The sequence below is a fragment of the Spiroplasma endosymbiont of Sarcophaga carnaria genome, from assembly GCF_964019595.1.
In the GTDB taxonomy this organism is placed as follows: Bacteria; Bacillota_I; Bacilli_A; order Mycoplasmatales; family Mycoplasmataceae; genus Spiroplasma; species Spiroplasma poulsonii.
Window position 1 is genome coordinate 573333 of the sequence record NZ_OZ026456.1, and the last position, 13462, is coordinate 586794.

Here is a 13462-nt window from a genome sequence, read left to right on the forward strand (position 1 = left end):
ATCTCCCTTCTTCTTTAAATTAAAAAATGCAATCATTGCATTTTTTATTCATCTGTTTTTTTACGAGTTGCTTTTCTTCGAGCAGTACTTCAAATAATAGAAATAATAATGCTGACACAAAAGACCCCAAAGATAACAATCAAAGCAATTTTCATAGCACTAGCTTTTGTATTATAATTAATAATATTATCATAACCAAAAACATTGCCACTATATACCCCTTTAATTCCTAATTCATTTAAAATATTACTAAATTTCTTTGCGGCATTTGTTCGATCCGAAGTTATCATTCCATAATAAAAATCAACCGCATGCCCCATTTCATGGTCTAATGCAGTAAAGATGTTTGGTGAACTTCATCACCCCGTTTGGTATTCTTGACTAATACCACTTTTTAAATAATTGTTAAACCCTTTTGCCGAAAAAACAATAAAAGCAGTATAACTTAATCAAATTTGATCCGTACCTGTAGTTCTATAAAAAACATATCTTGTAAAAGCCTCGGTTTGACTTGCTTGGTTAACTAATGGGGTATCTGGTGAAAATAAAAAACAAGCTAAGAAATATTTAAAATTATCACCAGTCATAGTATAAGTAATATTAAATAAATTTAAAATTTGTTTCTCAAAACTATTAACAGTACTATCTTCTCAACCATAATAATTTCGCATTGCATCAACACTATCTTTTAAGAAAATTGTACTACCGGTTTGATAATTAATGGTTTCATATTTTGTCAATTTTTTTAAATCACTATCTAATTTATCAAATGATGAATAGTGACTCTGCGTGGCTTGCTGAACAAAATCTTGATATTTCTTTAATGATACTGCAGAAGCTTTCGTATATGAATCATTCATCATATTTGCTAAGCCAGCAGATAAATTATTACCATTAAAATTAATGATATTATCTTGTAAGACATCACCATTAAATATCACAACATCATTAGTGACATCTTTCTTAGCATTTGTTTGTCACATTATTAAGCTTGTTTTAAGAGCATTATAAGTATAACTATTATTTCAAAGATTAAAATTATTTGGAATTTTTTGTTGTAAACCAAATCTTGTCCCAAAAAGTGATTGATATTGTAAATCAACTACATCACTTGGTTTCATTGTTAACGTTGTGTCATAAACTGCTGGTTTTGTTACTGTAATTGAAGCGGTTGAATTAAAAAAATAGTTATCAATGTACTGTAAACTATTTTGTAACGTATCAGGTCTTGCTCCAAAATTATTACTTTGTAAGTATGGATAAATATCTATGAAAAAATTATTTAAAATTTCCCAGCTTTTATTTTTCATTTCATCAGGAGTTGTAATCCATTTTGAATAAGCTTCCGCAAAAAATTCTTTTCAACTATCCATTCCATAAATGCTAATATTAACAATTGATGCCATTAATGCTGTTTCAAACACATTCGCATTTTGCATTGTAACATTACTTGTACTTCCGGCTGTTGAATAAATTATGTCTTTATTGTTAACAATATTTTGTTCTAATTTTTTAACAGTTCTATTAGTACTAATATTTGAAGATTTAGAAATAAAATAACTTAATAAATAACCAGAATAAACAAAATCATAAATATTGTTTGAACTAGATACTGATGATGATCCCTTATAGGGTACTGGTTGAATAATAAAATTAGTGGCGGGAATTAATGTTGTTGTAGCAGAACTAAACACTAATAAACTACTTAGTATTGTCTGAAATTTTCGCATAATTTTTTCTCCTTTTGATATTAATTGGCCTCAAATGTTATGTCAGTTTAAATAAGATACTTGTTTATTTTATCAAAAAAAATAAAAAATAACTAATTTTCAATAAAATAAAAAATATCATCCCTCAAACAAATTATTAAACATTTTATAATTAATGAAGAAAAGACTAACCCTTTGGAATACCAATTAATATATTTCACATAGTTAGTCTTTATTTTAATTTATTAAAACAACAAAAATCACTTAAAAACTTAATTTCATTGTTCATATTCATAAATCTTGGTAATAACACTATCAACATCATTATCATAAAAGACAAAAGGAACAACTGATTTTGATTGAGTTATATAACTATATAAATAAACTGATTTTTCAAGTTTATTAACCGCTGAACTAAGTTTTGCCGCCGTTTTAATGGCTGCTAATGCGACATCTTGTGAAGAAAAATAAATAAATTTCCCCGCTTGATTTGGATCAGTAATTCGATATACAACATAACGTCCATCAGAAATTATTAAATCTCATGATCTTTTCATTTTTAAGTTTCATGTTTTAATTTCATTTTTATGAACAAACTTTGATGTTAACTGAATTTTATTAGTTAACTGTTGGATTGCCTCCCTGGCACTACTTGTTGTTACTTCTTTATTGCCAAAAACATCATACGCTAAATATTGTTTCCGTAATGTTCGGTCCTTATTAATTAATTCTTTTTCCTTTGCTTCTTGTAATGTTGCTGCTAACATTCGCCCATCACGATCAGAAACATCAGGATCAGGAGAATACGAATACATTAACTTTGTCTGAAAGCTTCCTTCTAAATATAAGAATTTATCTAATTGTTCTGCTGTTGCTAAAAAATCTGGTCGTAATTGATAATAATACTGACCATCATGAACAACCGGCTTTGCTAATAACTTTTCTTTAACAGGAATTCAATTTAAATAACTTTGAATTAAGGATTGGCTATATCCTTTGTTATAATTAACATCATAAGCTTTATCCTTATAAATAAATCCTTTCCCATTAGTACTCTCAAAAGTAGGATTTGTAAGATAATTACCTTTTTTAATATCTTGATATGTTACTTAACGGTTATTATTTAAACCAAAATTAGTTAAAACACTATTAAAATAAAGGTCATATCAAGTATCATAAAAGCGGGTTTTTTCTTCAGTCGTAATATTCCCATTCGAAAAAACTCCTTTTTTCTCTGCGGTAACATCTAAAAACTGATCATCATTCTGCTTCGGATTAGCATATAACTTAATTTTCCCCACCGATTGGTCAACGACACTATAACTATTAATATCAGGTGCTTTTGTCTTTCCAAAACCATAACTTCATTTTGGAACTAAATTAATTTGCATCTTAACACGTTGATTTTTATAAATTCCAGTAAACTGACGGGTTCAATATTTATGTCCTAAGCCAACACCTTCCTTGTTTTCTTGGTACTCAATATCCTGTATTCTTAAATCAATTAATAAGATCTTGACCACTTTTTTTCACGCCAACATCTGTGAATTCCAAAGTTTGACTAGTTCCAGCGCAATAATCTTCTCCTGTTAAATATCTACCATTTAAATCAGAATATTGTACTGTTATTCGATTAGTGCCTGTTGCAGCAATTGCTAACCGATATCTCGTTTCGGTTTTAGCAACATCATTATAATAATCACCATTAAAATATTTGCGTAGATCTTTTTTTAATAAATCATAAATTAATTTACTATTTCCTTGTTCAACAATTGGTTTTACTAATGGTTTTCCTGGCAATGATTGGTTAATATTAGCATAATAACCCTCTTCCATTAAGGAAACCAAGGCATTAATATCTTGATTATTAAAAGCATTATAATATTGATTATTATAAATATAATATAATGATAAATATAATATAATGATTTATTAATTTTCATTTTATATTTTTCATTAATCTTTGCTTCTTCTGGTGTATCAAACCAATAAAAACCATCATAACTGTATTGTGGTTTTACTAACCCTTCGTTTGTATAAATATTTAACGCATCTTGTCGACTATATGCCACATTCCCAAAAGCATCACGATACAATTGTTGAAAATTATTTAAATCAGCATCATAAATTTTCTTATCATCTAATGTCATATGTTCATAATTTTTAATAATTTTATTTGGATTAGAAGCAGTTAACATGGTAGTTACCTTATTATTTTTTAATAAATATTCATTTAATGCTTCATCAGAATGAAAGGTTTGACCATCATATTCACTATAATTAACTTGACCACCATAAACACGATTAGCTAAAATATTTTCTCGAAGAACTTCGCGACTAATCGCATAATCATTTGTTGGTGCAACTGCCGTATAATAAATACTAGAAGTTACTGTTGGAGTAATAGTAAAAATTGATGTTACTAGCACTAATAACTTTAACATTTTTAATTCACAACCTTTCTATCATCTTTTTCCCCTTGCACTCGAATAATATTGACATTAATTCAAGCAATAAAATCATTTTCATTAAAAAAGGCATGTTCACCAAACTGAAAACTATTTATTGTTGCATCAAAGTTTAAGATTTGATAATTAATATGATTTCATAGATAATTTCACGTTTGTTGGTGCGACATAAAGTATTTGTGATCACCATAATATTCTAAGGTATAAAGTTCAAACTTAATTCATAAATAATCTGATAATGCATCATAATGTGATGTTGTAATTAAATCACTATTAATAACTTGTTTATTATCAATAATTTCATTGTTATTAATAAAATTAATAATTTCAGTTTTACTATTAGCAAAAAACTCTTTTCCCGTTCTTGTTTGATAACGATATAAAACATCAAAGTTAGCTAACGCAACATTCTCAGCTAAACTAGCTAATGCTTCATCCTTATTTGAAAAATAGTTTCCAAAACCATCTAAATAAAAACTTTGTTGTCTTGGTTTAAAATAAGTTGTAAAAATTTGATTAATAAACTGATCTTTTTCCTCGCTTAAGGTTGAATCATAATCAACCTGATTAATACAATTGGTATCATCAGCTGTTGTCCCACAAATATTTGCATTACTAATTGTTTCGGGTAATCAGTATGGTACATCTTTTGCCATAATACTAATCATTAATTTTCTATTTGGAACATAACGCTCTGGATGTAAATAAATTTGTCGAATTAAATCTGCTTTTACAGCATCTTTTGATAAATAATATTGATCATTAAATTCATATAACTTTTGGCCTTTAGCATCTTTGCCATCTGGTAACATATAATTTAATGCTGAAGTTGCTAATGGTGTTACCCTTGTTTTGGGCTGAGAAGATGTTAATTCAATATCAAAAATTGGTAATTTAAATGTTGGTGTCACATAATATATTGAATTATTATGATCAATTTTATATTCCATTGTCTTTAAATAAATAAAACTAAAAGTTTTGCTTAACTCTCATATTCCACTAAAAATATTAGCAATTGGGAGAACTTTACCAACAAGTTTTAACTTACTTAAAATTTTACCAGCTGAACTACCAATTGCGCTCTTTAAGTTCCGACTTAAATTATTTCGCCCAGTTTGAATTTGTTTATCACTAGTATTATTATTTTTATAGAGACTTTGATAACCATCAGCAATCTTGTTTACCCCTTCAACAACGCTCATTACATTATCAATTGAAGATTGAATCTTTTGTGCAATATTTCACATTTTACGATTATTACCACCATCTTCAAATAAAGCACCCTGGTTTAAAAACATATTATAAATATCATTAAAAGAAACACCATAATCAAGAAGCTCATCTGCACCCTTATCAGAATTCATTAAGACACCCGTCGTTTCTTTATTATTATTTAAAATATCAACAATAATTTTCTTAAAAGCAGTTCCTAATTTTGTAGCGGCATAATCAGTTGATGAAGAATATACCTTAGTATAAGTTAACATTCGTTTCATTGCTACTAATAATTTATGAAAATCAGTAAAACTAGGGTCATTAATATCTTCTAAATTAATTGATGAATCTTCAATAATATTAGTAGGAATATTCAAAGTTTTAATTATTGTTTTTAAATTATTAAATTTACTTTGTAAAATAACTTCATCTTTAACTAAAAAGTCTATATATTCTATGATATTAAGATTATCCCAACGGTATTTTTTAACCTTGTTTTAAAAAAGAATAGTATTAATACTGTCAATTGTTCTAAATGCTAATGGTGCAAAGAAAATTGAGGGAGTAAAAGAACTAACTTCTTTAAAATTTAAACTTCCTGGTAATTTTTCTGTTGTTTCAACATATTTTGGACCAATAAAATAACTATTTAGAAGATCATTGCCTCTATCTTGTGAGATTCAATAAAAATTCTTATCTGGATTGACAACTTCTTTGACATATTTATTAACAGTATATTCATCAATATTATTCATCACAGTTAAAAATTCTGAAAAATTATAATTAGAAAAATATTGTCCACGATATTCAAATCCGTTTTTAATACCATTACGTAATCAATTCTTAATTTCTTGTTCCGTTTGACAAATTGCTCCTTGTAAATAACAAGTTGTTTTACTTGTTAAAGAACCTTCTAATTTTTTCTTAATCAAATTTTCATACAATTCTCTGGCTTCATATTCATTATAACGAATTTGGCCTTCAATGTTATAAACTTTTTGATAATTATAAAAGGTTTCCAATGCCTCGGTTTTTGTTAAATAAGCACTACTATCATTTCCACGATATACCATAGTTGGTTTTTCATATGATGCACTTAAAACATCACGTGATAACTCACCACTACTATTAATCGTATATTCTCCTGGATTACGATTTGTTTGAACAGTACTAATTGGAAAACGATTTTGAATATAATCCTTTAATTTTGATTGCGTACTAAAAACTTGTCCTTCAAAAAGATAATTATTAGTATTATAACCAAAACTGCCTTTTTGGGCACTATTCATTGCATACATAACAGCTGCTGCCTTGGTATTAAAATATTTATTATTAAACTGATAATAAGTTTGTACATTGTTACTTTGGGTTGTTAAAATGCATCCCGTTGCGATTCCAGTTGCACCTAAAAATGTAACGCTAGAAATTAAAATAATAAAACGTTTTGATTTTCAAAGTGACTTTTGCTTCACACCAAAAATTTTATCAACGATTTCTCGCGCAGATAATTTCTTTTTTGCCATAAATATATACTTTTCCTTTTCTTACTAAACGTATAAAATATGTAAAGCTAACTCTTCATCAATTGTAATATCTGAAGTTATATTACCCATTTTTAATGTTGTTTTAACATTAACAATCAACATGTTTTTATAATATGTTCGTGAATCTGACCCATAAACATAATTCATTGCTGGATCTGATTTAATCTCCGAAGTTAAAACTGCTTTTACTAATGATACATCAATATAAAAATCATCAAAAACTGTTGGCATAGAATCAAATATACTTTCAATTTTATAATCTTCTATAAAATTTTTTTTCAAATTTTTCCTTTAATTTTGTCGAAAACTCTTGATATTTATAAAATATACCTAAAATTAGGTATATTTTTAATATATAGAGGTAAATAAATGATGAAAAAAATAATTACAGAATTAATAAATAGCTTAACAGATGATCAATTTTTAGAATTTTATGAAAAAATAAAACAACAAGCAGACTTAATTAAAAAACAAAAACGTTTAAATGAAATTGATCAAAAATTTAGAGATAAAGGCATTATATGTCCTAATTGCAAATCTTTTCATTGTGTTAAAAATGGTCATAATTCCGAAGGAAAACAAAAATATTTATGTAAAAAATGTCGTGCTAGTTTTGATGCATTTCGTCATCATTTTACTTATTGAAGTCATTTAAATTATGAACAGTGAAATTTATTAATTCAAATTTCATTGTTAGGACAATCTAGTAAAATAATTTCTCGTTTTATTAAAACAACCCCAAAAACCGCTTGATATAATCGACAAAAATTAATGCAATCAAAACAATTAGAAAATACACAGTTAAAATTTAAAAAATTAAATGGTCAAATCCAAATGGATGAAACATTTATTAAAGAAATTCATAAAGGCAATTTTAAAGATAAATTTGATAAACGAAAAACTCATCTCGATCCATTTTCAACTGATACCAAATGCTGTATTCAAATGGCAGTTGATAGCAATAATAATATTTTTGTTCAATCCACCAATACCAAAAGATTACAAAAACAATGGATTATTGAAAATATGAATAAGCAACTAATTAAAGAAAAATCAATAATTATTTCTGATATGCAACCACTATATTTATTAGTAGCAAAACAAACAAATTCTACTCTATATTCCACCAAAACTAGTACAAACCCTGATACTAGTTATCAAAAGTTAAATAAGATTAGTAAATTACAATCCAGTCTTAAAGAAGCCTTAATTCATTATCATGGTTTGGGTTTCACTAATATTCAAAATTATTTAAAGCTCTGAAAATGAAAATACCAACACAAAGGTTTAACACCAAACCAACAATCAACGGTATTATATTTTAACGTTTAAAAAATTTAAAGCAAAATCATAATCTTACACAAAATTAGTTTTCAAATTGTCATATTGATGATTTTTTTTATTTCATCAAGAGTTTTCGACAAAATTAAAGAATTTTTCAATATGTTTACTTTATTTTTAATAAAAACATTACTATCATCATAAATTTCTTTTACTAAATTTTCAGTAAGAAAATCCGATTTGTCAAATCTAACACCATGTATAGAACGGCTCATCATTAAAAACTTACGATAACTCCCGTCAAAAGCCTTAATTGCAGTAGTATCATTCAACATTTTTGACAAATAATTTAGTCTTTTTTTATCATTGCCAATAAAATTCTTTTGATTAAATAAAACTTGATTTTGATTACCTGTTCCTTCAATTTTATATTGACCAAATACTGATATTGATCCTACACAAAACCTAATCATAGCGACTTTGTCATTAGGAAGTAAATTATTACTATCTAATAAATCTTGAAATGGAATATTTTGTAATTGTTGCAAATTATAACTTACATCATAATTAAATAATATTTGTTCATTTTTTTTAATATCTGTGCTTACTTTAGAAAATTCATTCATTGAAACAATTGCTGATAACGAAAAATCAGGATATCGTTCCAACAAATCAGGAACATCCTTGAATAACTGTTGTGTTATTAAATCACTAATTAATTTATTAAAAAGTGTCCAACCAGTATTTATTAAACGTTTACTTCACTTTTCAATCTTATCTTCTGGTTGCGAATAATCAGTAATTCAATCATCATCAAAAGTAATTGTATTTTGCAATGATTTTTTAATTTGATCATAAATTGTTAATTCCTTTTGTTCTGACTGTGCACAGCTTATAACTGGCATAACACTTGTTGTTGTTAACAATGTCATTCCTAAAATAACTAAGAGTCCTCTTCATTGATTAATATATCCTTTCATATAATAATTTAATTGATATTATTTAACTTTACATTTTAATACGTTTATCTTATACATAAAAATATTTTTTATACATACTGATTGATTTTTTGATATATTATTTAAATTAATCTTTATTTTTTCTTTTTTCCTAAAGATTACATCTTAAACGTTATCAAAAGGGCCACAATAATCATAACATAATTTTAAAAATTACAAATTAAAAAATATTTTATTTTTAAATAATAAAATATTGTAAATTATCAAATGTTTTCTAATTGTAATAATGATGCTTTCATTTCCAATCCACCACGATAACCACGTAAAGCATTATTCTTGCCAAGAACACGGTGACATGGCACAATAATTGTCATTGAATTATTTCCAATGGCAGTTCCAACAGCACGAACGGCGCGGGGATGGCCAATTTTTTGGGCAATATCTGAGTAACAAGTTGTTGTCCCATATGGTATTTTTGCAACTTCTCGTCAAACTTTTTGTTGAAACAATGTTCCAATAAAATCAAACGGTAAGGTAAAAGTTGTTCGTTTCCCTGCTAAATATTCTGTTAATTGGGTAATTACCTTATCGGTCTTTCCCCCTTGATCAGCAACTAACAGAATATTTGTACCTTTTTTCTGTTGTCAATATTCTAACTCACTAAAACCTTTATGGTTAGAACCAATAAAAGTAACTCCTTGGTCAGAAACAGCAACATATAAATCTCAATTATTAAATTTTAAATTAGTATAGTATCATTTTATTACTTTTTGCACAGCCATATTTATTTTTCCTCTCTTGTCATAACTTTTGCATACTAAAATAAATTCTTTTATCCATTAAGTTAATAAAATTATACTATTAATTTTAATAAAAATAATTGGTAACTAACAAATATTTAAACTTCCGTTTCTTCTTGTTGATGATTAGCTAATAACTTTTCATAACCATCATTAATTTTTCGCATTAGTTCTTCACTATCAAAACTTTTATTTAAATCAGGATGATATTTTTTTGCTAACTGACGATATGCTCGTTTAATATCATTAATTGAAGCTGATGAATTTAACCCAAACAATTGATATAATTCTTCTAATTCAGCAGTAGTTGATGCAGGTTGTTGAAAGTTTTCTCATGTTTGTGAATCAAAAAAAGTGTTAAAATCAGTTTCTAATTTCTGAATAAATTCTTGATAAATTTTATTTACCAAAGTAAGATGTTCATTTAAAGCGGTAGAAAAAACTGCTTCTAATTCAGCAAAAATTTGGCGATCTTTTCATCGTAAATAAAATTTAATTTGTTTCAAAATTGTAAAACTACCAAGAACTAAATGCGTTGCTAACATCTTTCTAGTTAATAAGACACATGGTTTTAAAAAACATTCAACAAAAGTTTTATCTCATGTTTCTTGATAATATAATGCTACAAAGACTGTTGCTAACGGTTCAATGTTGTTACTAATAACTTCTGTTAATAAATTATTTAATTCTTCATTAATTGTTGTAAAATATTCAATAAAAATATCGTTTGCAATTGGGTCTGTTGTTTTATTCAAATAATGAATTAATTCTCAATAATCAGACATAAATAATCCTAAGTTAAAATCAATTTGATAATCTGGGATTGAAGTATCAACATATCGTGGTAATGGTAACAAATATTTTGCAATTGATTCATCTTCAGCAATAATTGTCATCATAAGCTCATAACTTTTATCAGCTTGGTCTTTGCCATTAATGGTATGTTCTTCATTTTTAAAATGATATTTTGCCTTTCGAAACCAAAAACTAAACAAAGCTCCCACTAAAGAAAAAGCAACAATGACCAAAACTATAATTACTCAATTCATTGTGATATATACTCCTTTTTATAACAATTTTACTATCGTCAATTTATTAATCAAATATTATCTATTGTTCTTTTTGCATTACGGCATCAATTTCACTCTTAACAGCCACACTAATATTACCAAATGGCATAATTACTGTTTGTAAAACAGTATCAATGTGTTTTAGTTTAAACTTTGTTTTTAATAATTCAAAATCAACTTCATCCAAATCTTTTACTGTTACTCGTAAACGGGTCAAAGTTGCTTTAACCATAACAATGTTATCACTTGTCCCTAAAATCGTGATTAGGTCATTAACAGAAAAAGAGATTTTTTGCTTTGGAATTAAGAATTTTTGAAAATTAAAAATCTTTTTACGAAAAACCTTTAATTTTGTCGAAAACTCTTGATGAAATAAAAAAAATCATCAATATGACAATTTGAAAACTAATTTTGTGTAAGATTATGATTTTGCTTTAAATTTTTTAAACGTTAAAATATAATACCGTTGATTGTTGGTTTGGTGTTAAACCTTTGTGTTGGTATTTTCATTTTCAGAGCTTTAAATAATTTTGAATATTAGTGAAACCCAAACCATGATAATGAATTAAGGCTTCTTTAAGACTGGATTGTAATTTACTAATCTTATTTAACTTTTGATAACTAGTATCAGGGTTTGTACTAGTTTTGGTGGAATATAGAGTAGAATTTGTTTGTTTTGCTACTAATAAATATAGTGGTTGCATATCAGAAATAATTATTGATTTTTCTTTAATTAGTTGCTTATTCATATTTTCAATAATCCATTGTTTTTGTAATCTTTTGGTATTGGTGGATTGAACAAAAATATTATTATTGCTATCAACTGCCATTTGAATACAGCATTTGGTATCAGTTGAAAATGGATCGAGATGAGTTTTTCGTTTATCAAATTTATCTTTAAAATTGCCTTTATGAATTTCTTTAATAAATGTTTCATCCATTTGGATTTGACCATTTAATTTTTTAAATTTTAACTGTGTATTTTCTAATTGTTTTGATTGCATTAATTTTTGTCGATTATATCAAGCGGTTTTTGGGGTTGTTTTAATAAAACGAGAAATTATTTTACTAGATTGTCCTAACAATGAAATTTGAATTAATAAATTTCACTGTTCATAATTTAAATGACTTCAATAAGTAAAATGATGACGAAATGCATCAAAACTAGCACGACATTTTTTACATAAATATTTTTGTTTTCCTTCGGAATTATGACCATTTTTAACACAATGAAAAGATTTGCAATTAGGACATATAATGCCTTTATCTCTAAATTTTTGATCAATTTCATTTAAACGTTTTTGTTTTTTAATTAAGTCTGCTTGTTGTTTTATTTTTTCATAAAATTCTAAAAATTGATCATCTGTTAAGCTATTTATTAATTCTGTAATTATTTTTTTCATCATTTATTTACCTCTATATATTAAAAATATACCTAATTTTAGGTATATTTTATAAATATCAAGAGTTTTCGACAAAATTAAAGCGAAAAACCATCATTAAAATAAATAATAGCATTAAAATCATGGCCACTACAATAATGATGATATATTCTGCTCGCATTGCTACTCATCCCTTCTGTTGTTATTACAATGTGCAAATAAAATTTTCATTTTAGCAATCATACTTAAATTATTTTCTTCATCATAAAATAAATTTAATGTTTTTTGACTAATTTTTAATTCAATTTGCGAACTCAAAATTTCTGATTCATAAGTATCAATAACTAAACTTTTCCCTGCTAATTCTCCTGTTAAGCGAACAACCTGTGCTTGGTCCAAAATAATAGAAGCATTAATCGTTGAAAATGTTGAATTAGCAACGGGGGCAATTTCTTTTAATTGTCATAATGTTGTCATATTCGCCGCAATAATTGAGCCATTAATTGCTCGCATATACCCTGTTGACCCTGTTTTTGTTGCAAATACTAAACCACTCCCACGAAAATGTTCTAACAAATCATTATTGACATAAATGTCAGTCCGAATTGTTTTAACATGGTCAACAACTTTTGCTTCGTTTAAAGCATAGCGAATAATATTATTGTTATATTTAATTTCTAATAAGGGCATTTGCCGAATCCGCGCTGTATCATTAATAATTGCATCAATTGCTCGAGAATATGTTTTCTCATCATAATTAGCATAAAACCCCAATGATCCAGACTTGATAACAATAAAATAAACTTCATCAATAATATCTTGGAACTCATTAACAGCGCGTAATAAGGTACCATCCCCACCAATAACAAAAACATATTCTGGATTAACAATATCTTCTGCTAAACCATAATTTTGTAATGTTTTGGCAATTTTACTAACCAACTTGGCTGATTCTTGATAGTCATTTGCAATAATTGCATATTTAAACATTGTTATCATCCACCTTTTCTTAACATTTTAGTTATATTATACCT

Annotated in this window: 15 protein-coding genes; 1 reads left to right on the top strand and 14 read right to left on the bottom strand. The window is 26.6% G+C overall.

The features are described from left to right. Nucleotides 1–44: 44 nt before the first annotated feature. The 8 genes from AACK91_RS03555 to AACK91_RS03590 form a co-directional block, all read right to left on the bottom strand. Entirely contained in the window at nucleotides 45–1730 is a 1686-nt protein-coding gene (locus AACK91_RS03555; RefSeq protein ID WP_338964203.1) for a hypothetical protein, read from the bottom strand. 251 nt (nucleotides 1731–1981) lie between these two features. Beyond that, nucleotides 1982–2524, bottom strand: coding sequence for a hypothetical protein (locus AACK91_RS03560; RefSeq protein ID WP_338964205.1), 543 nt, complete (start codon nucleotides 2522–2524; stop codon nucleotides 1982–1984). Between the two features lie 294 nt (nucleotides 2525–2818). Continuing rightward, nucleotides 2819–3100, bottom strand: a complete 282-nt coding sequence (locus AACK91_RS03565) for a hypothetical protein (RefSeq protein WP_338964208.1) — start codon at nucleotides 3098–3100, stop codon at nucleotides 2819–2821. A 49-nt stretch (nucleotides 3101–3149) separates the two neighbouring features. Beyond that, entirely contained in the window at nucleotides 3150–3545 is a 396-nt protein-coding gene (locus tag AACK91_RS03570) for a hypothetical protein (RefSeq protein WP_338964210.1), read from the bottom strand. Then, nucleotides 3545–4153 carry a hypothetical protein gene (locus AACK91_RS03575; RefSeq protein ID WP_338964213.1) on the bottom strand — a complete coding sequence of 203 codons (609 nt, stop codon included), beginning with the start codon at nucleotides 4151–4153 and terminating at the stop codon, nucleotides 3545–3547. Before AACK91_RS03575 ends, AACK91_RS03570 begins: the two co-directional genes overlap by 1 nt. 2 nt (nucleotides 4154–4155) lie before the next feature. Then, the gene (locus tag AACK91_RS03580) at nucleotides 4156–5769 is read right to left on the bottom strand and encodes a hypothetical protein (RefSeq protein WP_338964214.1); all 1614 of its coding nucleotides are present in this window, start codon (nucleotides 5767–5769) and stop codon (nucleotides 4156–4158) included. Nucleotides 5770–5889: 120 nt separating this feature from the next. Then, on the bottom strand, nucleotides 5890–6915 hold the full coding sequence (locus AACK91_RS03585) for a hypothetical protein (RefSeq protein WP_338964216.1): 1026 nt from the start codon (nucleotides 6913–6915) through the stop codon (nucleotides 5890–5892). A 24-nt stretch (nucleotides 6916–6939) separates the two neighbouring features. Then, nucleotides 6940–7167 (bottom strand): hypothetical protein, encoded by a 228-nt coding sequence (locus tag AACK91_RS03590; RefSeq protein ID WP_338964218.1) that lies wholly within the window; start codon nucleotides 7165–7167, stop codon nucleotides 6940–6942. A gap of 138 nt (nucleotides 7168–7305) precedes the next feature. On the opposite strand from AACK91_RS03590, the gene AACK91_RS03595 reads away from it, so the two are divergent. Then, a complete protein-coding gene (locus AACK91_RS03595) occupies nucleotides 7306–8268 on the top strand; it encodes an IS1/IS1595 family N-terminal zinc-binding domain-containing protein (protein WP_338963247.1) in 963 nt (320 codons plus the stop codon). A 5-nt stretch (nucleotides 8269–8273) separates the two neighbouring features. On the opposite strand, the gene AACK91_RS03600 is transcribed toward AACK91_RS03595, so the two are convergent. The 6 genes from AACK91_RS03600 to AACK91_RS03625 form a co-directional block, all read right to left on the bottom strand. Beyond that, the gene (locus AACK91_RS03600) at nucleotides 8274–9197 is read right to left on the bottom strand and encodes a hypothetical protein (protein ID WP_338964221.1); all 924 of its coding nucleotides are present in this window, start codon (nucleotides 9195–9197) and stop codon (nucleotides 8274–8276) included. Nucleotides 9198–9436: 239 nt separating this feature from the next. Further along, nucleotides 9437–9958, bottom strand: coding sequence for a methylated-DNA--[protein]-cysteine S-methyltransferase (locus AACK91_RS03605; RefSeq protein ID WP_338964223.1), 522 nt, complete (start codon nucleotides 9956–9958; stop codon nucleotides 9437–9439). Between the two features lie 116 nt (nucleotides 9959–10074). Beyond that, nucleotides 10075–11025 (bottom strand): J domain-containing protein, encoded by a 951-nt coding sequence (locus AACK91_RS03610; RefSeq protein ID WP_338964225.1) that lies wholly within the window; start codon nucleotides 11023–11025, stop codon nucleotides 10075–10077. Nucleotides 11026–11086: 61 nt separating this feature from the next. After that, nucleotides 11087–11443 carry a PTS transporter subunit EIIB gene (locus AACK91_RS03615; RefSeq protein WP_338964227.1) on the bottom strand — a complete coding sequence of 119 codons (357 nt, stop codon included), beginning with the start codon at nucleotides 11441–11443 and terminating at the stop codon, nucleotides 11087–11089. A 46-nt stretch (nucleotides 11444–11489) separates the two neighbouring features. Next, nucleotides 11490–12452, bottom strand: coding sequence for an IS1/IS1595 family N-terminal zinc-binding domain-containing protein (locus AACK91_RS03620; protein WP_338963247.1), 963 nt, complete (start codon nucleotides 12450–12452; stop codon nucleotides 11490–11492). 159 nt (nucleotides 12453–12611) lie between these two features. Continuing rightward, on the bottom strand, nucleotides 12612–13418 hold the full coding sequence (locus AACK91_RS03625) for an NAD(+)/NADH kinase (protein WP_127093379.1): 807 nt from the start codon (nucleotides 13416–13418) through the stop codon (nucleotides 12612–12614). Nucleotides 13419–13462: the final 44 nt, after the last annotated feature.